The organism is Plantibacter sp. MDV22-iso1 (assembly GCF_058408345.1).
The window spans coordinates 659,568-682,157 of the sequence record NZ_JBZVDY010000001.1; the positions used below are offsets into that span (position 1 = coordinate 659,568).

At 69.9% G+C, this 22,590-nt stretch carries 21 protein-coding genes and 1 tRNA gene; 11 read left to right on the plus strand and 11 right to left on the minus strand.

Features of this window, described 5'->3' with window-relative positions; genetic code table 11:
• The first annotated feature begins 104 nt into the window (after positions 1-104).
• Positions 105-1,307 (plus strand): glycosyltransferase family 4 protein, encoded by a 1,203-nt coding sequence (locus AC4PMY_RS03145; protein WP_491621986.1) that lies wholly within the window; start codon positions 105-107, stop codon positions 1,305-1,307.
• On the opposite strand, the gene AC4PMY_RS03150 is transcribed toward AC4PMY_RS03145, so the two are convergent.
• Entirely contained in the window at positions 1,270-2,304 is a 1,035-nt protein-coding gene (locus AC4PMY_RS03150) for a Gfo/Idh/MocA family protein (RefSeq protein WP_079001926.1), read from the minus strand. The two genes, AC4PMY_RS03145 and AC4PMY_RS03150, sit on opposite strands and share 38 nt — an antisense overlap.
• Positions 2,305-2,467: 163 nt before the next feature.
• On the opposite strand from AC4PMY_RS03150, the gene AC4PMY_RS03155 reads away from it, so the two are divergent.
• Complete coding sequence (locus tag AC4PMY_RS03155; RefSeq protein ID WP_064296548.1) at positions 2,468-2,965, plus strand: LysM peptidoglycan-binding domain-containing protein; 498 nt, start codon at positions 2,468-2,470, stop codon at positions 2,963-2,965.
• 19 nt (positions 2,966-2,984) lie between these two features.
• Here the strand turns inward: AC4PMY_RS03155 and AC4PMY_RS03160 are convergent, their stop codons facing one another.
• On the minus strand, positions 2,985-4,409 hold the full coding sequence (locus AC4PMY_RS03160) for a CitMHS family transporter (RefSeq protein ID WP_491621987.1): 1,425 nt from the start codon (positions 4,407-4,409) through the stop codon (positions 2,985-2,987).
• A 228-nt stretch (positions 4,410-4,637) separates the two neighbouring features.
• On the opposite strand from AC4PMY_RS03160, the gene AC4PMY_RS03165 reads away from it, so the two are divergent.
• Together AC4PMY_RS03165 and AC4PMY_RS03170 are read left to right on the plus strand one after the other, a co-directional pair.
• The gene (locus AC4PMY_RS03165; RefSeq protein WP_491621988.1) at positions 4,638-6,380 is read left to right on the plus strand and encodes a sensor histidine kinase; all 1,743 of its coding nucleotides are present in this window, start codon (positions 4,638-4,640) and stop codon (positions 6,378-6,380) included.
• Positions 6,377-7,048: a response regulator gene (locus AC4PMY_RS03170; protein ID WP_491621989.1), complete on the plus strand. Its 672-nt coding sequence runs from the start codon at positions 6,377-6,379 to the stop codon at positions 7,046-7,048. Before AC4PMY_RS03165 ends, AC4PMY_RS03170 begins: the two co-directional genes overlap by 4 nt.
• Before the next feature lie 216 nt (positions 7,049-7,264).
• On the opposite strand, the gene AC4PMY_RS03175 is transcribed toward AC4PMY_RS03170, so the two are convergent.
• The 6 genes from AC4PMY_RS03175 to AC4PMY_RS03200 form a co-directional block, all read right to left on the minus strand.
• Positions 7,265-7,918 (minus strand): ScbR family autoregulator-binding transcription factor, encoded by a 654-nt coding sequence (locus tag AC4PMY_RS03175; protein WP_064296552.1) that lies wholly within the window; start codon positions 7,916-7,918, stop codon positions 7,265-7,267.
• A gap of 182 nt (positions 7,919-8,100) precedes the next feature.
• Complete coding sequence (locus AC4PMY_RS03180; RefSeq protein ID WP_064296553.1) at positions 8,101-8,943, minus strand: LysR family transcriptional regulator; 843 nt, start codon at positions 8,941-8,943, stop codon at positions 8,101-8,103.
• 78 nt (positions 8,944-9,021) lie between these two features.
• Positions 9,022-9,093: transfer RNA gene (locus AC4PMY_RS03185), tRNA-Arg, on the minus strand.
• Positions 9,094-9,118: 25 nt separating this feature from the next.
• Positions 9,119-9,616 (minus strand): HNH endonuclease, encoded by a 498-nt coding sequence (locus AC4PMY_RS03190; protein WP_064296554.1) that lies wholly within the window; start codon positions 9,614-9,616, stop codon positions 9,119-9,121.
• 427 nt (positions 9,617-10,043) lie between these two features.
• Entirely contained in the window at positions 10,044-11,213 is a 1,170-nt protein-coding gene (locus AC4PMY_RS03195; protein WP_491621990.1) for a CHAP domain-containing protein, read from the minus strand.
• 249 nt (positions 11,214-11,462) lie between these two features.
• A complete protein-coding gene (locus AC4PMY_RS03200) occupies positions 11,463-12,164 on the minus strand; it encodes an iron-dependent transcriptional repressor DtxR (RefSeq protein ID WP_064296556.1) in 702 nt (233 codons plus the stop codon).
• A 143-nt stretch (positions 12,165-12,307) separates the two neighbouring features.
• Between AC4PMY_RS03200 and serC the strand changes: the two genes are divergently transcribed.
• On the plus strand, positions 12,308-13,420 hold the full coding sequence (gene serC, locus AC4PMY_RS03205; protein ID WP_064296557.1) for a phosphoserine transaminase: 1,113 nt from the start codon (positions 12,308-12,310) through the stop codon (positions 13,418-13,420).
• 85 nt (positions 13,421-13,505) lie between these two features.
• Here serC and AC4PMY_RS03210 read toward each other — a convergent pair whose 3' ends face one another.
• Positions 13,506-14,207, minus strand: a complete 702-nt coding sequence (locus AC4PMY_RS03210) for a DUF3027 domain-containing protein (protein WP_491621991.1) — start codon at positions 14,205-14,207, stop codon at positions 13,506-13,508.
• Entirely contained in the window at positions 14,200-14,583 is a 384-nt protein-coding gene (locus AC4PMY_RS03215) for a cold-shock protein (protein ID WP_064296559.1), read from the minus strand. The genes AC4PMY_RS03210 and AC4PMY_RS03215 overlap by 8 nt, the downstream gene beginning before the upstream one ends.
• 135 nt (positions 14,584-14,718) lie before the next feature.
• Between AC4PMY_RS03215 and AC4PMY_RS03220 the strand changes: the two genes are divergently transcribed.
• From AC4PMY_RS03220 to AC4PMY_RS03245, 6 genes are all read left to right on the plus strand, one after another.
• The gene (locus tag AC4PMY_RS03220; protein WP_064296560.1) at positions 14,719-14,994 is read left to right on the plus strand and encodes a hypothetical protein; all 276 of its coding nucleotides are present in this window, start codon (positions 14,719-14,721) and stop codon (positions 14,992-14,994) included.
• Positions 14,995-14,999: 5 nt separating this feature from the next.
• Positions 15,000-16,835 carry a helicase-associated domain-containing protein gene (locus tag AC4PMY_RS03225; RefSeq protein ID WP_491621992.1) on the plus strand — a complete coding sequence of 612 codons (1,836 nt, stop codon included), beginning with the start codon at positions 15,000-15,002 and terminating at the stop codon, positions 16,833-16,835.
• 51 nt (positions 16,836-16,886) lie between these two features.
• Positions 16,887-18,530, plus strand: a complete 1,644-nt coding sequence (locus AC4PMY_RS03230; protein WP_121289777.1) for a DNA repair helicase XPB — start codon at positions 16,887-16,889, stop codon at positions 18,528-18,530.
• A gap of 46 nt (positions 18,531-18,576) precedes the next feature.
• Complete coding sequence (locus tag AC4PMY_RS03235; protein WP_056007716.1) at positions 18,577-19,266, plus strand: response regulator transcription factor; 690 nt, start codon at positions 18,577-18,579, stop codon at positions 19,264-19,266.
• 10 nt (positions 19,267-19,276) lie between these two features.
• Positions 19,277-20,941 carry a sensor histidine kinase gene (locus tag AC4PMY_RS03240; protein WP_071261178.1) on the plus strand — a complete coding sequence of 555 codons (1,665 nt, stop codon included), beginning with the start codon at positions 19,277-19,279 and terminating at the stop codon, positions 20,939-20,941.
• A 153-nt stretch (positions 20,942-21,094) separates the two neighbouring features.
• Positions 21,095-21,385 carry a WXG100 family type VII secretion target gene (locus AC4PMY_RS03245; RefSeq protein ID WP_064296564.1) on the plus strand — a complete coding sequence of 97 codons (291 nt, stop codon included), beginning with the start codon at positions 21,095-21,097 and terminating at the stop codon, positions 21,383-21,385.
• A 70-nt stretch (positions 21,386-21,455) separates the two neighbouring features.
• Here AC4PMY_RS03245 and AC4PMY_RS03250 read toward each other — a convergent pair whose 3' ends face one another.
• Complete coding sequence (locus AC4PMY_RS03250) at positions 21,456-22,124, minus strand: hypothetical protein (RefSeq protein WP_139205402.1); 669 nt, start codon at positions 22,122-22,124, stop codon at positions 21,456-21,458.
• Positions 22,125-22,590: the final 466 nt, after the last annotated feature.

Here is a 22,590-nt window from a genome sequence, read left to right on the forward strand (position 1 = left end):
GCAGGCTGCGCCTCATCGTGCGGCACCGCGATGTCACCCGATGGTCACCGACACGTCGCCCGCCGGGCACCGCTGCGACCCGTACGACGCGGAGCATCATGGGTGTGAGGATCGCAATCGTGACCGAGTCGTTCCTGCCGCAGATGAACGGCGTCACCCACTCCCTGCTCCGCATCATGGAGCACTTCGCGGACCGAGGGGATGAGGTGCTCGTCATCGCCCCCGGCGCCGGAGCCTCGACGCCGCGGCTCCACGAGGGCTTCCGGGTGGACGGCGTCCCGTCGATCCCGCTCCCCCGTTACCGGAACGTGCGGGTCGCCGCCGGCGGGGTCGGCCGGATCACGGAGCTCCTCCGCGGCTTCCGCCCCGACGTGGTGCACCTGGCCTCGCCGTTCGTCCTCGGCTGGCGCGGTGTCCAGGCCGCCGAGCGCCTGGGCGTCCCGACCGTCGCCGTGTACCAGACCGACATCCCGGCCTACGCCGGACGGTACGGGTTCCCGGTCGCCGAAGCGCTGCTGTGGCAACACGTCGAGCGCCTCCACGGCCGGTCGACGCTCACGCTCGCGCCGTCACGGCAGTCGATCGCGCAGCTGGAGGCGCACGCCATCCCGCGGGTCCGCTTGTGGGTGCGGGGCGTCGACGCCGTCCGGTTCTCCCCGGAACGGCGCAGCGAGGCCTGGCGTCGGTCCATCGCTCCCGGCGGCGAGCGCATCGTGGGCTACGTCGGTCGACTCGCAGCCGAGAAGCAGGTCGAGGACCTCGCGGTGCTCGGCGGACTCCCGGGCGTGAAGCTCGTCATCGTCGGCGAGGGGCCACTGCGTGCCTCGCTCGAACAGCGACTTCCGAACGCGGTCTTCACCGGATTCCTGGACGGCGAGGAGCTGGCGGTCGCGATGGCCGGGCTGGACGTGTTCGTCCACCCCGGCGAGTCCGAGACCTTCTGCCAGACCATCCAGGAGGCGATGGCCTCTGGCGTCCCCGTCGTCGCGACCGGTCGGGGTGGGCCGGTCGACCTCGTCGACTCCAGTCGCACCGGGTGGCTCTATGAACCCGGCAGGCTCGAACAGCTGCGCGGGTTCGTCCAGGACCTCGTGGGTGACGAGGTGAAGCGGGCTGCGTTCGGTGCCGCAGCTCGGGCAGGCGTCCTACCGCGCAGCTGGAAGAGCGTCAGCAGCGCCCTGATCGGGCACTACAGCGACGCCATCGAGTTGCACGAGGGTGCTCGGGCACGACGGATCGGTCTCGACCCGCGTGTTCAGGCGCCTCGGGTCATTCGCCCGGGTACCGGACGCCGATCTGGCGCCTGACCTCGTCGAGGGTCTCCATGATCGCGACCGTCTCGGCGAGCGGCATGATGTCACCGGAGAGCTTGCCCTCGGAGGCGAGCCGTTCGAGCTCCCACGCCTGGAAGTGCATCCCGCGGCCGTCCACCTCGGAACGGTAGGTCTCCACGACCTCGCCGTCGGTGCCGAACACCCGGAACGTCGTCGCCGTGTACCAGACGCGGTCGAACTCGATCCAGCCGTCGGTCCCCACGATGGCCGCGCGGTTCGGGCCGACGGTGTTGCTCGCCGACAGGGTGTTCGCCACCTGGCCGTCCGCGTAGCCGAAGAGGGTCGCGACCTGCATGTCCGCCCCCGTGTCGCGGAGCGCGGCCGTGGCCTGGATCGTCGTCGGGGTCCCGAAGACGGACGACGCGAAGGAGACCGGGTACACGCCGAGGTCGAGCAGCGCGCCGCCGCCCAGCTCGAGGTTGTTCATGCGGTGCTCCGGGTCGTCGGAGAGCAGCTGGGTGTGATCGGCGACGAGGCTACGCGGCTGTCCGATGACACCGTCGGCGAGCAACTCGCGGAGCCGGACCATGTGCGGGAGGAACCGGGTCCACATCGCCTCGAGCACGACCAGGCCGCGCTCCGCGGCGAGCGCCACGACCGCCTGCGCCTCGGCGGCGTTGAGAGTGAAGGGCTTCTCGATGAGGACGTGCTTCCCGGCGTCGAGCGCCAGCACCGCCTGCTCGGCGTGGAACGGGTGCGGGGTCGCGATGTAGATCACGTCGACCTCGGGGTCGGCGGCGAGCGCCTCGTACCCCACGTGGACGTTCGGGATGTCGAACTCGGCGGCGAACGCGGCTGCGGTCTCGGCAGATCGCGAGGCGACGGCCCGGACGTCGAAGCCGTGCCGTCGGAGGTCGGCGGTGAAGCTCTTCGCGACACCGGCAGGGCCGAGGATGCCCCATCGCAAGCCGGTGGACGGTCCTGCCGCGGGGGTTCCCGTTCCGGTCCGGTCGATGTCCTGCTCCGTCATGGCTCTCCTTCGATGCGCGTTCCAGCAGCCTACTGGAGGGCCCCCGCGCTCGGGATTTCGGGGCTAGCCCTGCTCGGACTCGCCGCGCCTCGCCGTAGGCTGAGGGTTCGACCGAGCCCAGCCGACCGCGTTGCGGGCCCGGTCCATCCTGGGGGGATGCGCTGTGGGGCCGAAGGAATCGACCGGGCGTCGACGTGCGCTGCCGTACGCCCGGAACCTCGCGATCGGCGTGGCCGGTCTGTTCACCCTGAGCGGCTGCGTCTCGCAGCCGGCCCCGCCTCCGGTGACGGTGGTCGTCACCCAGCAGCCCGACCCGTCGCCCTCGGTCGCCCCGGTGCCCACCTCGACCGCGCGCGACGCCCTGCCTCCTGAGCCGGCACCGATCGTGCCGAACGCGCCGGCGGAACCGGCGGAACCGCTTCCGGAGGGCCCGGCGTTCGACCTCGGGCCGCGGGACGGCGCGCTCGGCCCGGTCGCCACGGATGCCGAGGGCAACCCGCTCACCTACACGGTGGTCGCCGGCGACGTGTTCTTCGACATCGCGCAGCGTTTCGACCTGCCGCAGCAGCAGCTGCTCCGCATGAACCCGTCGATCCCCGGCCTCGGACTCGACATCTACATCGGCGACGTCGTCAACCTCGACTGGACGACCACGCGTTGAGCCGCGGTGCCCGCCGGTGTCAGCCGAACGGGATGGTGCCGACGAGCACGCCGACAACGAGCATCACAAGCGAGACGATCGCGGCGCGCCACAGGACCTTCTTGTGGTGGTCGCCGAGGTTCACGCTGGCGAGCGAGACGAGCAGGAGGATGGCCGGAACGAGCGGGCTCTGCAGGTGGACCGGCTGACCGGTGATCGACGCGCGCGCCATCTCGACCGGTTCGATGCCGAAGGTCGAAGCGCTCTCGGCCAGCACCGGCAGGATGCCGAAGTAGAACGCGTCGTTGCTCATGAAGAACGTCATCGGGATGCTGAGCACCCCGGTGATGACCGCGAGGAACGGACCGAGCTCCGTCGGGATGATGTCGACGATCCAGTCGGCCATCGCGGAGACCATGCCGGTCCCGTTGAGGACGCCGATCAGCACACCGGCCGCGAGCACCATCGAGACCACGCCGACGATGCTCGGGGCGTGGGCGACGATCTCCTTGGACTGCTGCGCGAGTCTCGGGAAGTTCACCAGGAGGGCGATGGCGGTGCCGACCATGAACACGTAGGGCAACGGGACGAGGTCGAGCACGAGCAGCGTCATGACCGCGACCGTGAGCACGAGGTTCACCCAGATGACGCGCGGGCGCAGCGTGTCGCGTTCGGGGTCGAGCATCGTGTCGGCCATGGCCGTGTCGTCGGGGCGGACGAGGGTCGCGAGGCGCCCACGGGCACTGGTCGAGAAGGTCGTCGACATGCCGCCGGTGAGCGGGTGGTCGGCGGGCCCGGAACCCGAACCCGGTGCGGCGACGCCGGAGGCACCGTCGCCGAGGAGGTCGACGCCCGCGAGGCGCTTGCGCTCCCCCAGCCCGAGGAACCAGGCGAAGGCGAACACGAGGACGAGGCCGGCGGCGAGCGACGGCAGCATCGGGACGAAGATCTCGGTCGGCGAGACACCCAGGGCCGAAGCGGCGCGGACGGTCGGCCCACCCCACGGGACGATGTTCAGCGTGCCGTTCGCGAGCCCGGCGACGCAGGTGAGGACGACCGGGTTCATGCCGAGCCGCAGGTAGATCGGCAGCATCGCGGCGGTCGTCACGATGAAGGTCGTCGACCCGTCGCCGTCGAGTGACACCGCGCCCGCCAGGAGGGCCGTACCGACGACGATCTTCGCTGGGTCGTTGCCCAGCGCACGGACGATGAACCGCACGAGCGGGTCGAAGAGCCCGACGTCGATCATGATCCCGAAGTACATGATCGCGAACATCAACAGGGCGGCGGTCGGAGCGAGGCTGCCGATCGCCTCGATGACCATGTCGCCGAGCCCGAGTCCGGCGCCGGCGAACAGCCCGAAGACCGTGGGGACGATGATGAGCGCCACCATCGGGGTGAGGCGCTTCGTCATGATCAGCACCATGAAGGTGAGGATCATCGCGAATCCGAGAATGACCAGCATGTCGACTCCTTCGTCTGCGTGCACCGCGGTGTGCACGATGGGACGTCACGCGGCGACACGGGCGATGGACCGAGCGCGGCGGGCGTTCCCGGAACCGTACGGGAGTGGCACGGAACTGTCTCGCTTGTGGGCGTTCGGCTCGGATCTGCGGGTTACACGACCTTCTGCGCATTCTGCTCATCACGCGGTCGACACCGCCCATCGCCCCGGCGACGTACGATCGGAGCCATGATCGGCGAGGAAGCGGAGCTGCCAGGTCGACGACGGGCCGGGCGCTCCAGCTTCGCGGCGCAGGTGCTGGTGCTGCAGCTGGTCGTCGTCATCGCGGTCGTCGCCGTGTGCACGGGCGTGTTCGCCTGGATGAGCAGCGAGCGCCTCGTGCGCGAGGCCCAGTCCACCGCCCTCGCGATCGCGCAGAGCGTCGCGAGCGATCCCGACGTCCGGACCGCCGTGACGCTCGAGGCACGTACCCCGGGGACGCCGACGGCGGCCGACCTCCGGACCGGTCCCCTGCAGGAGCTCGGCACGGAGGTCGGCACACGGACCGGGGCGCTCTTCGTGGTCATCACCGACGAGCGCGGGATCCGTCTGGCGCACCCCGACCCCGACCAGCTCGGGCTCCGGGTGAGCACCAGTGCGGAAGCGGCCCTGGCCGGGACGGAGTCGGTCTCGTGGGAGACCGGCACCCTCGGGCCGTCCGCCCGCGCCAAGGTGCCCGTCTTCGCCGCCGAGTCCTCCGACACCGGTGGGGCCGTGGTCTCGTCCGGCGCCGGCGAGGTCGTCGGCGAGATCAGCGTCGGGTTCGCCCCGCAGCGCGTGTTCGCCGACGTCGTGGGCGAGACCATGCTGGTCGCGGGCGCAGCGCTGCTCGCGCTGACGATCGGTCTGATCGCTTCGATGCTCATCCGGCGGCGGCTGCGGCGGCTCACCCTGGGCCTCGGACCGGAGGAACTCGCCGCGCTCGTGCAGAACCAGGCTGCGGTCCTCGGCGGGGTCGGCGAAGGCGTCCTCGGTGTCTCGCCGGACGGCGTCGTGACGGTGTGCACCGAGCAGGCGGCCAGGCTCCTCGACATCGGGTCGGTCATCGGGCGTCGGTTCGACGACCTCGATCTGCCCGAGCGACTGGTGGACCTCGTCGCGGACGACGCCGCGAGGCCGACCTCGGCCCAGCTCGTCGTCGGGTCCCGCGTCCTCTTCGTCGACGTCCGGCCCGTGTCCCGGGACGGCGTCGACCTCGGGCGAGTGGTCGTCGTCCGCGACCGCACCGACGTCGAGGCGCTCACCCGGCGGCTCGACGCGGTCGCGACGATGACGACCGCCCTCCGCGCGCAGCGGCACGAGTTCGCGAACCGGTTGCATGCGATCTCCGGCCTCCTCGAGACCGGGCAGGACGCCGAGGCCCGCGAGTATCTCGCCAACGTGCTCGACCACGGACCGCTGAAGTACCCGGTGCAGCACGCGGACCGCCTCACCGAGCCCTACCTCCAGGCCTTCCTCGGTGCGAAGGGGGTCGAAGCCGCGGAACGCGGGGTACTCGTCACCATCGGCTCCGAGACCCTCGTCACCGGCTCCCTGTGCGATCCTGAGGACGTGACCACCGTCCTCGGCAACCTGCTCGACAATGCGGTGAACGCGGCCGTCTCGGGCCGGGTCCGACCGGCCTGGGTGGAGGTCGAGGTCCTCGACCACGGCACCGAGCTGCACTGCTCCGTGATGGACTCGGGTGACGGCGTCGCGGCGACCGGCCAGGACGACGCGCCAGCCGCCGCCCCGACCATCGGCCTTGGCGACCCGGACGACATCCACGGCCACGGGTTCGGTCTGCCGCTCTCGCGCGACGTCGCGCGTCGTCGAGGAGGCGACGTCTGGTTGGCGTCCCCCGGCGTCCGCGGCGAACACGGAGCGGTCTTCTGCGCACGGCTCCCCGGGACGGTCGAGCCGGCGCAGTCCCTGGCGGGAGAGGGATCGTGACGGCCGATCTCACCGTGCTGGTCGTCGACGACGACTTCCACGTCGCCCGCCTGCACTGCCGGATCGTCGACGAGGTCGACGGCTTCCGCGCGCTCAGTCCTGTCGGGTCGGCCGCCGAGGCCGCGCGGAGCATCGCCACCGAGCCACCCGACCTCGTGCTCCTCGACGGCTATCTGCCGGATCGGAACGGGCTCGAGCTCCTCGTGGACCTCCCGATCGACACCATCGTCGTCTCCGCAGCGTCGGACGGTGCGTCCGTGCGCCGAGCGCTTCGCGCCGGGGCCCTCGGGTACCTGGTGAAGCCGTTCGCGCCGCAGGTGCTCCAGGACCGGCTCGCCGCCTACGCCCGGTTCCGGAACGTCCTCGGCGAGGCGGTGAACGCCGACCAGGAGACGATCGAGCGCGCCCTGCGCATCCTGCACTCCGGCGACGCCGGGGCGACGACCCGGTCGAGGTCCGCCACGGAGACGGCCGTCCTCGAGGCGGTGTCGGAGGCGGACGGCGAGCGCTCGGCCGCCGAGGTGGCCGAGCTGGTCGGCGTCTCACGCGCGACGGCGCAACGGTACCTCTCCGCGCTGGCCGCTCGAGGTCTCCTGACGACGCAGCTGCGGTACGGGACCACGGGGCGTCCAGAGCACCGATACGCGCCGCAAGCCATCGGCCGCTGAGGCGTCCACACGCCGTCGGCTGGGCGATCCCCCCACGACATCGCCCAGCCCGGCACGTGAACCAACTCTTCGCCGATGGAACGCGGAATGCCCCCGCACACCGTGATCCATCCGTCGTCGCACGACGATCAGCAAAGTGAGTTAATCACCCGATTCAGTTTAGGGTGACCTCACGGCGCGTGCGTCAGGGCTACCCCCTAACGTGCACCCGACCGCTCAGGCGTCCTGCGCGTCGAAGGCGGCGTCGAGGACGGCGAGCACCTCGGCCTGGCGGTCCGCGACGATGACCGCCGCGATGAGGATCCGCCACATGGTGTCGACCGCGTTGAGGAGGTCGGTCCGACCGGCCAGCAGGTTCGAGATGAGCTGTGTCCCGGTGAAGAACGCGACGAAGGACCTCGCCAGTTCCGCCGGCTCGAGCGGAGACTGCAACTCACCGAGCTCGATCGAGGCCCGCACCCGCTCCTCGACGCTCGCGATCCACTGCTCGTGGAACGCGGTCGTCGGAGCCTGGATGACGCCCTGCTCGAGGGACAGCCGCAGGCCGGCGCGGGTGATGGGGTCGGTGAGCAGCTGCTCGGTGATGGCGCGGGAGGCCTGGACCAGCCCGCCGAACGGCGAGGGCGCGGTGGTCGGCGCGGTCAGCGCAGCGATCGAGCGCGTGCTCTGCTCGTTGATGACGGCGATCGCCAGTTCCTCTTTCGAGGGGAAGTAGAAGTACAGCGAGCCCTGCGTCGTCCCCGCCTCGCGGGCGATGTCCGACAGGCTCGCCTGTCCGTAGCCGACCCGGTCGAACATGCGCGCGGCACCTTCGACGACGGTCTGGCGTCGTTCATGACCTCGTTGCTGCTGTGGTCGTCGTTCGGGCATGTGCGTATCCTGCTTCTGTCATCCCCCGATTCAGGGATAAGCGTACCCACTCCGAGCTGAGAACACGGTGTCGAACGCGGCAGAAATCCGGAACAAGTCGACCGACTTGATCGGGAGAAGATCCCGGTCGGGTCGCAAAAGGGCGTGTGGAGGGTGTCATCACCAACCGGCCCCGAGCGGACTCACTCGCGTCGTGTGACCAGGGCGAACCGCTCGCGGAGCTCAGGCGCGTCGGCGAACGGCCGCCAGCACAGGCCGTCGCCCTCCCGCATCGCGGCCACCGGACGGAGGGCGACGAGTCGCTCACCGAAGCGCAGGGCGTCGAGGAACAGCGTGTCGTTCCCCGCGTCGATCGTCAGGGAGCGCGGGTACCAGCCGCGCGCCGCGAGCGCGCCGGCCAGCCAGGCCGAGTACGCCGGGTCCTTGCCGGGCTCGGGACGAAGCAGCTCCTGGTCGGCGAGATCGGACCACTCGATGACGTCCTTCGCCGACAGCGGGTGCGCCGCTCGCATGACGACCCCGAGCGGGAGTGCGGCGATCTCCTCGGCGGCGAGCTCGTCCGGCAGCTCGATCGGCAGGCGCACGATGGTGGCGTCGAGACGACCGGTGGTGACGAGGTGCAGCTGCTCGACCGGCTCGATCGTGACCGCGATCGCCGGGACGTCGATGCGGCGACCGGCCTCGGAGACGACCGCGTCCCACGTCGTCGGCGGACGGCCGACCCGGATGTGCCGCGCCGGTGACGCCGGGTCCATGTCGGCGACCACGTCGATGAAGGTGCGGACCTTGAGCAGGAAGCGCTGCCCCTCGCGCGTCGGGCGGTACTCCTCCCCCAGGACGCTGAACAGCTCGACCCCGAGCGCTGCCTCGAGCCGCCGCAGCTGCTGCGCGAGGCTCGGCTGTGCGACCCCGAGCAGGTTCGCCGCGGCGCCGAGCGTCCGAGCATCCGCGACGACCACGGCCGACCGCAGCTGACGAAGAGTGATGGCGTCGCGTTCGAGTTGGCGGTGGAGGTCGTGCGTCATGCTTCGAGCCTACGGCGTGCTCGCAGCCCTACCCGACATGCGAAGCCGTGCTCGCCTGGACGGCCGCACCTCGGACAGTGCCCCTGGAGGGACTCGAACCCCCAACCCTTTCCTTAGGACGGAACTGCTCTTCCATTGAGCTACAGAGGCTGACCCGTCGAGTGTAGCCGGTCGCTCAGGCGGCAGGCGCCAGGTACTGCTCCCAGTCGGGCTCCGAGCGCTCGACGCCCCGCACCATCCACTGCGAGCCGTGCGGCGTCCGCGGCGAGACCCGGAGGCTCCAGTTCATCTCCATCGGCGTGCGATCGCCCTTCACGTTGTTGCAGCGCAGGCAGCAGGCCACGAGGTTCTCCCAACTGTCCACACCCCCGCGCGAGCGCGGCTGCACGTGGTCGATCGTCGTCGCCGCCTTCCCGCAGTAGGCGCAGCGGTGGCCGTCGCGGCGCAGCACGCCGCGGCGGGTCACGGGCACCCGGCGGGCGTTCGGGATCCGGACGTATCTGGTGAGCAGGATGACCGACGGCCGGTCGAACGATCCACTCGTCGCCACCACGGGATGCGAGGAGTCGATCTCGACGACGGTCGCCTTGTGATGCATCACGAGCACGAGGGCCCGCTTGAACGAGACGATCGCGAGCGGCTCATAGCCCGCGTTCAACACCAGTGTGCGCATGCACGTTCCCTTCCGAAGGGCCACGACGGCTGCCGCGACCGGTCGACGATCATCACCTGCTGCGTCCCTGACGCGGCGGATCGAGTCGTTTCCGGGGAACAAAAAAGGGCACTGTCATGACGACAGCACCCTCTTGATCCACGGCGGAGCCACGGCACGCTTGGCTGGAATGCCGCAGCACGTAGAGGCCGCGACCATTCGCGACCACGTGGCGACGTATAGCGTGCATCAGCTCCTGAACCTCTCCGAGTTGCAGAGCACCAGATTAACCCACACCGACCGGATTTCCGCACGTTGCAGGAGAATTCCCCTCCGCGCCACCTCGGCTTCGGACGACGGACACCGCTCGGTCGCGAACGGTCACCGCCTACGACGACGAATCGCGTCCCTCCGACGGAGGGACGCGATCCAGGTCGAGCGGGTCGGATCAGCCGACGCCCGGCGGGTAGAGGTAGAGCGCCACGGCGCTGGCCGCGATGGTGCGCGTGTTGTAGCTGTGCCGTGCGGATCCCCAGTTGTACTCCTCCAGGGTGACCGTCCCGTCGGCGTTGACCGACTGCACATAGGCGACGTGGTTGTAGTTGAACCAGGCGACGGAGCCGGCGATGGCGTTGGTCCCCTTGTTGTACTGCCACGAGTCGGCCCAGCCGTAGGCGCTGCTCGGCGGCAGGCCGTTGCCCCAGGTGAAGGCCCAGTTCCCACTCGGCGTACCCGCGTCGCGGTTGAGTCGCCAGGCGACGAAGTCCACGCACTCGCGGTAGTAGTACCGCAGCGGCGAGAGCCCGCCGCCCTCGTCGTCGGTCGCCTGGTCGAACCAGGGGTAGTCGTCGCCGGCCTGACGTGCGCCCACGGTGATCGAGTAGGTGGCGTTGCTGGCAGCTGCAGCGGCGTCGAGCTGCCGCTGGCGCTCGGCGAGCTCGTCCGGCGTCGTCGCGCTGTAGAGGTCGCGGGAGATCGGTGCGTCGGCCACCTTGTCGGAAGCGACGACGCTCTGGGCACCGGAGGCCTTCAGCTGCTCCGAGGCGGACGTCCCGTACTCGGTCTGCGCACTGCTGCTCGCCGCATAGGCTGGGAGGGCGACGGTGGCGACCAGTGCCGGCACGAGGAAGGCCATGGTGGCGACGCCGCGGACGGAGCCGGGTCGGGCTCCGGACGGCTTCGGCTTGCGCACGGCGACCGTCGACGCGGACGGCTTGACCGGGGGCTTGTTGCGGGCGACGCGATCCGCACCGGTGCGGAGCGGAGCGACGGTCGCGAGCGAGGCGTCGGTGGCGGACGTCACGGTGAAGGACTGCGGGGCCGTCGGCTCCGGTGCGGCGGGCTTCGTCAGCGGCCGCTGGTCGACACGGACCTCACCGGTTGTGACGGCGGCGTCGACCTCCTCGACCACGGCATCGTCGAGGACGATCTCGGGGTGGTCGACGGTTGTGTCCGGAGCGACCTCGGTGACGAGCGCGTCGTCTGCTTCCGTCTGGGACGGGGTGGTCGCCTCCGCCTGCTTCGCGGCCTGCTCCTGGAGTCGGAGCTGCTTCCGGGTGAGGGGGACGTTCGGGGTCGTCTCGGCCTGGTCGGGGCCGCTCTCGCCAGCTGCAGTCAAGTGGATTCCTCCGGCACCCCGCATGAGCGACGACGATCGCGGTCGTGCGATCGGCATGGCGCAGCCCCATCCGACGATTGATGTCGGTTCGTGTGGCCGAGGGACGGGCTAGGGGGTGCCTCGGTCGTCTTCCTTGAGCCAGATCATGGCCTTCAGGACGAGTGACAGCCTACGGGTTACCCCTCAGAAAGTCACGTTTCGATCACGGGAAAACGGGCACATGAGGGAATCCTCATACGCGTCTCATGCTCACGCGGCAGGGGTCTCCACGAAGATGTGCGTCGCGAGCTCGTTGGGCAGCTCGAGGCCGCCCTCGACACCGTCGATGGTGACGAGCACGTAGCCGCCCGCTGCCGCGAAGGTTCCCGCGCGACCCGGCATGACGCCGGCTTGCTTGAGCTGCAGGAGCAGCTCGGGGTCGACCTGCGCCGGTTCGCCGAGACGTCGGACCGTCGCCGTGACCGGCTCGGAGCGTCCTTCGACGAGACCCACGATGTTGATGACGCCCTGCGAGAAGGCGACGGCGGGGCTGTCGCCGAACTCGTCGAGTCCGGGGATCGGGGTGCCGTACGGCGACTCGGTGGGGTGGTTGAGCATGTCGAGGAGCTTGCGCTCGACCTGCTCACTCATGACGTGTTCCCAGCGACAGGCTTCCTCGTGGACGAACTCCCACTCCAGGCCGATGACGTCGCTCAGGAGGCGCTCCGCCAGGCGGTGCTTCCGCATGACGTGGACAGCCTTGCGACGACCCGGTTCGGTGAGCTCGAGGTGCCGGTCCCCCGACACGACGACGAGTCCGTCGCGCTCCATCCGACCGACCGTCTGCGAGACCGTCGGTCCGGAGTGCCCGAGGCGCTCGGAGATCCGCGCACGAAGCGGGATGATGTTCTCCTCCTCGAGCTCCAGAATGGTGCGGAGATACATCTCTGTGGTGTCAATCAAATCGGTCATCGACGCCCTCCCTGCCCGATTGCACGTTCCCGGTAAGCCTAGTGCGCAGCGGCGACGTTCCCGCGCCAAGCCACTCCGCCCCGCGTGGACGCATCCGGCTGCGTGGCACGACGCCATGAGGCCCCCGCCTCTAGAATCGCCGTATGCCGGAGATCACGATTCCCACGTCCCTTCTGCCCGCCGATGGTCGATTCGGCTGCGGCCCCTCCAAGATCCGACCCGAGCAGATCGCAGCGCTCTCGGCGGCCGGCCTGTCCCTCCTCGGCACCTCCCACCGACAGGCTCCCGTCAAGCAGCTCGTCGGCCGTGTCCGCGCCGGCCTGGCCGAGCTGTTCCGCGCTCCCGAGGGCTACGAGATCATCGTCGGCAACGGCGGCTCGACCGCGTTCTGGGACGCCGCCGCCTTCGGCCTCATCGAGCAGCGCAGCCAGAACCTCGTCTTCGGTGAGTTCGGCGGCAAGTTCGCCAAGGCGGCCGGCGCCCCGTGGCTCACCGCCCCGGACGTCCGCGAGGTGCCGGGTGGATCCCGCATCGATCCCGAGGTGGTCGAGGGCGTCGACGTGTACGCCTGGCCGCACAACGAGACCTCGACCGGTGTCATGGCCCCGGTGCGACGCGTCTCCGGCGACGCCGGTGCACTCACGGTGATCGACGCGACGAGTGCCGCCGGTGGTGTGGACTTTGACGCGAGCCAGGCGGACGTCTACTACTTCGCACCGCAGAAGAACTTCGCATCCGACGGCGGCCTGTGGTTCGCCCTCTGCTCCCCCGCAGCGATCGAGCGCATCGAACGGATCGCCGCCAGCGGGCGTTACATCCCGGAGTTCCTGAGCCTGAAGAACGCGGTCGACAACTCCCGACTCGAGCAGACGCTCAACACGCCTGCCTTGTCGACGCTCGTGCTCCTCGAGGAGCAGATCTCGTGGATCAACGGCAACGGCGGCCTCGCCTGGGCGTCGGCACGGACGGCCGAGTCCTCAGGCGCCCTGTACGAGTGGGCCGAGCGCACCTCCTACACGACGCCGTTCGTGACCGACCCCGACCACCGCTCCCAGGTCGTCGTCACGATCGACTTCGACGACGCCATCGACGCGGCGCTGGTCGCGAAGACCCTGCGGGCGAACGGCATCGTCGACACCGAGCCCTACCGCAAGCTCGGTCGCAACCAGCTGCGCGTCGCGACCTTCACCGCGATCGACCCCGCAGACGTCCGTCAGCTCATCGCGAGCATCGAACACGTCGTCGGCGCACTCTGATCCGACACCCCACTGCACGCCGAACGGGCGGTCGAACCCTCTCGAGGTCCGGCCGCCCGTTCGTCTGTCGCGTGGTGGGCGAGTGCTACTCGTCCTCGAACCGGTCGTCGTCCTCGTCGGAGTCGTCGTCCTCGTCGGAGTCGTCCTCGTCGTCCTCGTCGGAGTCGTCGTCCGATTCATCGTCGTCGTCGGAATCGTCCGACGCCGCATCGACGTCGTCTTCGTCGTACTCGAGCTCGATGCCGTCGCGGTCGCGGTCGCGGGGATCCCCGGACAGCGCGACGTCGTCGTCGAACTCGTCGGTGTCATCAGCGTCGTCGAGCGCGTCGTCAGCCGCGGCAGCGGCCGCGGCCTCCTGCGCGGCGCGGTAGTCCGCCAGGCGCTCCGACCACGGCACCCACTGCGGAGCCAGCAACGCGCCGTCACCGGGCATCAGCTCCGTCTCGAGCACGTTGGGCGCGGCGTCGTCGGCGGTCCGCGAGAGCGTCACCGTCCAGAACCATCCCGGGTAGCCGGCCATCGTGTTCGCGAACAGCAACGAGACGACGTGATCGTCGACCACGACGTGCCCGGCCGGCTCACCCACCGTGCTCGCGGGCGTGATCTCCTGCAGCGCTTCACGCGCGAGCTCGACGGCCGCGATCAGGGTCTCGTCCGGCACGGGTGCCGGGGTCGACTCGCCGTCGGCGCCGTCGTCCGAGCGGTGCTCGTCCGACGCGGGTCGGGCGTCCGTGTCCGCCGTGACGTCGCGATCCTCGGCCGGTGTCTCCTGGCCCGCGTCAGGCATCCAGCTCGTCCGCGACCTTGCGCAGCACGGCAGCGATCTTCTTGCTGTGGCTGCTGTTCGGGTACTTGCCGCGGCGCAGGTCGCCACCGATGCCGTCGAGGAGCTTCACGAGGTCCTCGACGATGATCGCCATGTCGTCGGCCGGCTTGCGCTTCAGCTTGACGAGGCTGGGAGGAGCCTCGAGGACGCGCACGGACAGCGCCTGGGCGCCGCGCTTGCCGTCGGCGATGCCGAACTCGAGCCGCGTCCCCGGCTTCACGCCGGCCGTGCCCGCGGGCAGTGCGGAAGCGTGCAGGAAGACCTCCTGGCCGTCATCGGAGCTGATGAAGCCGAAGCCCTTCTCCTCGTCGTAGAACTTGACCTTGCCGGTGGGCATGGGAACCTCGCTGTGTGTCGTGCGCAGAAATGCAGCGCCGTGCGGTGATCGCGCAGGACGCGCGATCGAGAGGACCATCGGTCCTCGGCCCCCAGCCTATTCGGTGCAGCAGCCGCGTGCCTCTATCCTGGGAGCGTGACTGATGAGCAGACGCCGAGCATCTCGCGGCCCGAACGGATCCTGGCCTACATGGTCGTGACGATCGTCGCCGTGTCGATCGCCGCGTTCGTCGCGGTGATGGTCGGCACCGCCACCGGCCTCGAGCAGGGCGACTTCGCCGTCGGCGCCTGGCCGGTCGTGACCATCCTGCCGCTCGTCGGACTCCCGATCGCCTTCCTGATGCTGATCACACTCATCATCGTGGGTGCCGTACGACGGTCCCGCGAGTCCCGCGGTCAGTCACCGCGCTGACGACCATGGGCGAGGCCTTCGCGATCGCGCGCCGCCTCCGGGAGCTCCCGGACGACGCGCTCCGCAGGCTGACGCCCGACCGCAGGGCCTCCTCAGCCCGCATCGCGGACTTCTTCGACTTCGCCGAGGCCCTGTTGGACGACGCGAGCGTCGCCCGCCGGATGGCCCTGCTCGACCGGGACACCCTCGCCGTGCTCGCCGCCGCGCTGGACGGGATGGAGCCCCAGTCGCTCGCGACCACGCTCGGACGCGACGAGTCGGAGGTGGATGCCGCCCTGGAGCGGCTGGAGCACGACATCCTCGTGCTGGACGACGGTGCCGGTCCGATCAGGCCGGTGAGCGCGGTGGCCGCGGTGTTCGAGGAGTGGGCGGCGAGCGGGAAGCCCGGCCGGGCCGAACTCCAGCTTCCGGCTGAGGCGCCGACGTCCCACGCGACCCGGCCCTCGCCCGACACGGACGCCCTCGCGAGTGAGCGTGCGGCCGGCGCCGTCGGCATCGTGGGCGAGAGCCTCCACGAACTCGACCGCGAGCCCGCCCGTCTGCTCGGCCGTGGGGCCCCGTCCATGCCCGACCTCAAACGGCTCGCGGCCGCGGCGGCGAGCACGCCCGAACAGATCGAGCTCGCCCTGTCCGCGGCGTCGTCGGCCGGGCTCACCGATGCGATCGGCTCCGCCATCCGCCTGAGCGAGGTCGGCGAGGCCTGGCTGGCGTCGGCCACCGCGGAACGCTGGCTCCGCCTCGCGACGGCCTGGCGCGACGCGATCCCGGCCACGGTCCGCGACCACGTCCTGACGGCGTACCGGCGCGGTTCCGTCGACCTGGTCGAGGAGCTCAGCTGGTGGTACCCGTTGGCGGAGGATGCCGTCGTGGCACCGACGCGGGCGGTCGACGCGGTCGCCGAGCTGCTCGGGATCACCGTCGACGGAGCGACCAGCGGGTTCGGACGACTCCTCGTCGAGGACCACGCGGCCGACGCGGCCTCGACGCTCGCGTCCATGCTCCCCGCCGAGGTGTCGCAGGTCGTCCTCCAGGACGACCTGACGATCATCGCGCTGGGTCCCCCGACAGCGGAACTCGACGTCCGTCTCCGATCCCTCGCGGAGCCGGAGGGGCGCGCCCAGGCGTCGAGATACCGCATCACGACCTCGAGCGTCACCCGCGCCCTCGCCGACGGGGACACGGCCGAGGACCTGCTCGCCTACCTCGAGTCGATCTCCCTGACCGGCGTCCCCCAGCCCCTGCGGTACCTCGTGTCCGAGGCCGCATCCCGATTCGGCCTCGTCCGCGTCGGGACGATCCGCGCGTCAGCCGACGCCTCGGCCGATCCCGGACGCAGCAGCTACATCCGCTCCGACGACGCCGGCCTGATCGCGGCGATCTCGGTCGACCAGAGCCTCGTGGCGCTCGGTCTCCGGCCGAGCGACGAGCACCGGCTCACCAGCCGGATCGAGGCGGCGACGGTCTACTGGGCCCTCCACGACGCGCGCTATCCGGTGGTCGCGGAAGACGACGACGGCGCCCCGCTCCGGATCCGCCGGCAGCCGGTCATGCGCGCCGCGGTCTCCGCTCCGGCCGCCTCGACGGAACCGGACCTGGTGGCGCGGCTCCGCGCCGACGACCGCGGGGACACCAGCTCCGCGTGGTTGTCCAAGCAGCTGGAGATCGCCGTCCGCGACCACACGCCGGTCACCGTGCAGCTGCAGCACGGCGAGCGACGATCCACGTTCACGATCGAGCCGGTGAGTCTCGCCGGTGGTCGTCTGCGCGGTCTGGACCGGACGGCCGACGTCGAACGCACCCTGCCGCTCGCGATGATCACCGAGGTCCGGATCGCCGGCTGAGCGCCCACTCAAGGGGGTTGCGCACCGGATCCGCCGGTAGACTCGACCGTTATGTCTGATGGACCGCTGATCGTCCAAAGCGACCGCACCGTGCTGCTCGAGGTCGCCCACCCGCTCGCCGAGGACGCCCGCCACGATCTCTCGGTGTTCGCCGAGCTCGAGCGTGCGCCGGAGCACATCCACACCTACCGGATCACCCGTCTCGGACTCTGGAACGCGCGGGCCGCCGGGCACGATGCCGACCAGATGATCGAGACGCTGGAGCGGTACTCGAAGTTCTCCATCCCCGCGTCCGTGACGATCGACATGCGCGAGACCGTCAACCGCTACGGACGGCTCGTGATCGAACGCTCCGAGGAGGGTGAGCTCGTCCTCCGCTCGACGGACCTCCCGATCCTGACCGAGGTGGCCGGCGCCAAGAAGATCGCGCCACTGCTCATCGGGCATCCGACGCCGGACACCTTCCTCGTCGAGCCGTGGGCACGCGGCGCGCTCAAACAGGAACTCGTGAAGCTGGGCTGGCCCGCCGAAGACCTCGCCGGATACACGGCCGGCACGCCGCACCGGATCGACCTCGTCGAGGACGGCTGGCACCTCCGCGACTATCAGCAGCAGGCGGTCGACAACTTCTTCTCCGGCGGTTCCGGCGTCGTGGTGCTCCCCTGCGGTGCGGGCAAGACTCTGGTCGGCGCCGGAGCGATGGCGACGGCGTCCACCAACACCCTCATCCTCGTCACGAACACGGTCTCGGCGCGGCAGTGGCGCGACGAGTTGTTGAAGCGCACCTCCCTCACCGCCGAGGAGATCGGCGAGTACTCAGGGCAGGTGAAGGAGGTCAAACCGGTCACGATCGCGACCTACCAGATCCTCACGGCCAAGCGGAAGGGTGAGTACGCGCACCTCGCGCTGCTCGACGCCATGGACTGGGGCCTCGTGGTGTACGACGAGGTGCACCTGCTCCCGGCCCCCGTCTTCAAGCTCACCGCCGAGCTGCAGGCGCGGCGTCGCCTCGGCCTGACGGCGACGCTCATCCGCGAGGACGGTCGCGAGGGCGACGTCTTCTCGCTCATCGGCCCGAAGCGGTTCGATGCCCCGTGGAAGGAGATCGAGGCGCAGGGCTTCATCTCCCCCGCCGCGTGCTTCGAGGTACGCGTCGACCTTCCCCAGGCCGACCGACTCACCTATGCCGCATCGGCCGACGACGAGCGGTACCGCCTCGCCGCGACCGCCCCGGCGAAGCTCGACGTCGTCCGACAGCTCGTCGAACGGCACCGCGGCGAGCAGATCCTCGTCATCGGACAGTACCTCGATCAGATCGAGGAGCTCGCCGAGACGCTGGGAGCCCCGCAGTTGACGGGGGCGACGCCGGTCGACGAGCGCGAACGGCTCTACCAGGCCTTCCGCGACGGCACCGAGCAGGTGCTCGTCGTCTCCAAGGTCGCGAACTTCTCGGTCGACCTGCCCGAAGCGACCGTCGCCATCCAGGTGTCGGGGTCGTTCGGTTCACGGCAGGAGGAGGCGCAGCGTCTCGGCCGCCTGCTGCGCCCGAAGTCCACGGGTCTCACCGCGAGCTTCTACACCCTGGTGTCGCGCGACACGGTCGATCAGGAGTTCGCGCAGAACCGGCAGCGGTTCCTCGCTGAGCAGGGCTACAGCTACACGATCCTCGACGCCCACGCCCTCCAGAACGCGTGAATCCGGCTCTCAGAAAAGTCTCAAGAAACGTGCAGATAATGGTGTCATGACCGGACCCCGCATCCTCATCGTCGACGACGAACCGAACATCCGCGACCTCCTCACCACGAGCCTGCGATTCGCCGGCTTCGCCGTCCGTGCCGTGGGCAACGGCGCAGCCGCCATCTCGGCGGTCCTCGAGGAGGAGCCAGACCTCATCATCCTCGACGTGATGCTGCCGGACATGAACGGCTTCGGCGTCACCAAGCGCCTCCGCAGCGCCGGTTACACGGCGCCCATCCTCTTCCTCACCGCGAAGGACGACACCGAGGACAAGATCACGGGCCTGACGGTCGGCGGCGACGACTACGTCACCAAGCCGTTCAGCCTCGACGAGATCGTGGCACGCATCAAGGCCATCCTCCGCCGGACGATGCAGGCCGACGAGGACGCGGTGATCCGCACCGGCGAGCTGACGATGGACCAGGACACCCACGAGGTCCTCGTCGGTGACACCCCCATCGACCTCAGCCCGACCGAGTTCAAGCTCCTCCGCTACCTCATGCTCAACCCGAACCGCGTCCTGTCGAAGGCCCAGATCCTCGACCACGTCTGGGAGTACGACTTCAACGGCGACGCCGGCATCGTCGAGAGCTACATCTCCTACCTGCGCCGGAAGCTCGACCAGTTCTCCAGCGAGCCGCTCATCCAGACCAAGCGCGGATTCGGCTACATGCTCAAGGCCGGAAAGGCGTAGCCCCCACCCGATGGCCGATTCCCTGTCCACCTGGTGGAGCAGCGTCTCACTCCGGACGAAGATCACCGGGGTGACGGTGCTCGTCCTCGCCTTCGGTCTGCTCGTCGCAGGCATGGGGACGACCCCGCTCCTCAAGGAGGTCCTCACCCAGCAGGCGAACGACAGTCTGGTCACTGCCGCCAAGGGCAAGATCGTCGGTGAGATCTCCGAGGACGGTCAGCTCCAGCTCGACGCCCCCTCGACGCTGTTCGTCGCCGTGTACGACACGAACGGCGAACTCCGGGCCTCCTCCGGCTGGGACGACAGCATCGCTCCCGAGCACCCGGCGCACCTCAGCGCGAACGACGTCGCCGCGAGCGGGACCCAGATCTACACGACCACCAACGCGAGCGGCACGATCGTGTACCACGCGGTGTCCGTCCCGGTCACCCTCGACGGCTTCCGCACGGGAGCGGCATGGGTCGCCATCTCGATGCAGGGCACCGACAACACCATCGCGACCTACCTCACGATCTTCTTCGTCCTCGGCGTGCTCATCATCGTGGTCGGGGCACTCCTCACCCGGTGGCTGGTGACCGGGACCTTCGAACCGCTTCGCCAGGTGGAACGGACGGCCGCCGCGTTCGCCGACGGCGACTTCAGCCAGCGACTCGCGGGCTCGACGCCGAACACCGAGGTGGGGCGACTCAGCCGATCGCTCAACACGATGCTCGCTCGCATCGACCGCGCCTACTCGGATCGTGGAAAGACCATCGAGCAGATGCGGAATTTCGTCGGCGACGCGAGCCACGAGCTGCGCACCCCGCTCGTCTCCGTCCGCGGCTACGCCGAGCTCTACCGGATGGGCGCCCTCCAGACGCCGCAGGACGTGGCGCAAGCCATGGAGCGCATCGAGAAGGAGGCCATCCGCATGGGTGCGCTCGTCGAGGACCTCCTCCAGCTCGCCCGCCTCGATGAGACGCGACCACTGAACGTCGCCCCCGTCGACCTGCTCCCGATCGCACGCGACGCCGCGCTCGACACCACCGCCCAGGCCCCCGGGCGCACGGTCCAGGTCGTCCGCGACGAACGCATGGTGCGAGCGGCCGACGACGACGCCGCCCAGGCGACGAGCGAGTCCCCGGCCGCTGCCGAGGCACCAGCCCAGACGGGCTCGACCGGGCCGATCTTCGGCGCGACGTTCAACCGCTTCCGGCGTCGGCCGAAGCCCTCCGGCGACGCCACCACGCCCGACACGAAGCCCATCGCCGAACCACTGACCCTGGCCGTGCCACCGATCGTCCTCGGCGAGGAGAACAAGATCCGGCAGGTCGTCACGAACCTCATCGGAAACGCCCTGCGCTTCACGCCCGCCGACAGTCCGATCGAGCTCGCGGTCGGCACGGACGCCCGCGCCGGGACCGCCAGCATCGCCATCGTCGACCACGGCGAGGGTATCCCGCCACAGATCCGCGAGAAGATCTTCCAGCGCTTCTGGCGTGCCGACAGTTCGCGGACCCGCGAGACGGGCGGCAGCGGCCTCGGACTGGCCATCGTCGCCTCCATCGTCGCGGCGCACGGTGGCACGGTCGACGTGACCGAGACCCCCGGCGGCGGCGCGACGTTCCGCGTCATCCTGCCGCTCGCACCGTCAGCGGCCACGAGCCCCATCGTCATCGCGGGCCCTCCGGCCTGACCCGCCGGCGGGCTGGCTCGACCCTCCTCCACAGGCTGCGGCCCGCTCCGGACTGCGCGCCCGAGGCCATTCTCGCCGGTTCCGGCCGGTGGCGAGCACCTACCGTCTCGGTAGCGGCGATGACAGGCATCGCCCGGACGAACGGAGTTCCCGATGGCCACTTTCCAGGTCGACAGCGACGCGGTCGAACGCGCTTCCACGGCGGCACGCGTCACGATCGAGCAGATCCAGAACGAAGTAGCCCGCCTGCACACGCAGCTGGCGGCACTCGACGGCCAATGGACCGGCGCGGCGGCGGCCGCATTCCACGGTGTCGTCGAGCGCTGGAGAGGCACCCAGCGTCAGGTCGAAGAGAACCTCGGCGAGATCAGTCGAGCACTCGCTGTCGCGGGTACACAGTACGCCGAGATCGAGCGGGCGAACGCCAGCATGTTCAGCGGGTGAGCGGCTGACCGCCGACGCGGTTCACGGACCTGCGTCGGCGGGCTCCCGCGACCTCCGGCGACGGTGCGGCTCAACGGCCGCTCAGGACCCCGGCCGCGGCAGCCTGAGCATAAGCCGTCGCTTGTGCGCCGAGCTCGGAGACCCCGTAAACCGGATCGGCCGAGCTCTCGTTACTGACATCGATGCGCAGCCAATGACCGTCGACCGTGAGGTGGACGCTGCACGACGAGAAGATCTCCGTCCGGCACTGCAGGAAGGCGTCGCGCGATCCCAAGCCGTCGAGCGCCAGGAAGCTGATGTCCGCACCGTCCTTCATCCGCGTCTCGACCAACTGCTCATAGGCCCACTGTCCACGGGGCAGGGCGGTGAGCAATCCGCGAGCCGAATCGCTGTCAGGGAGCCCGAAGATACAGTCCGGGACGCCCAAATCGTCGGCGGCCCCTCGACTGGCCGAACCGCCCTTCTTCGGCGCCGACGTGTACACCAGTTGCTGGCCGAGGAGGTCACTCATCGTCGCCTCGGGCACGAAGCCCTCGCACTCGGTCGGCAGGACAGCTGGCCCGGCCGTCGTGTCGCCCCAGTCGAAACGTGGCGCACTCGCCGTCGGCTCCAATGCGGTCCTGATCGATTCGACGAACGGCATGACCGCGTTCAGCGCCGCTTTGTCGGACTCGGCGACATTGTCGGCCGGGCCGTCGATGAGGACCTCCACCCAGCTGTCGCCGACGAGGAACTGCATACTGCACACATCGAGCACACGTCCGTCACCGGTGAAGCAGGAGAGCGGCGTGGAGTTCTCCCAGGGGCCGGGCTCGCCCGACGTCCAACCTTCGAAGAACGGCTGCCAGCGGGCCGACGCCTGAGGGAGCACCAGCACCTGCGCCCAGCGCTCGGTCCCGAGCGGAGAGCCTCCCTGCAGCCGACTGCGGGGCTCCCCGTTCCCCCAGCTGCACTGCAGTCCTCCGAGCGCCACGGGCGCCGTATTGATCGGTGTCGCGTTGACGTCATCCGTGAACGGGGCCTCGAGCACGACGGAGGGCGCGAGTGCCGAGCTGACGATGTCGGCTGGGACGAGGTCCTTGCATCCGAGTCCGTACGAGCTGACCGGGGTGGTGGGCCCAGGGGCGGTGGTCGGTGTCGCGGACGGCACCGGTGTGGACGTCTCCGTCGGCTTCGGTTCGGCCGGCGTGCACGCGCTCAGCCCC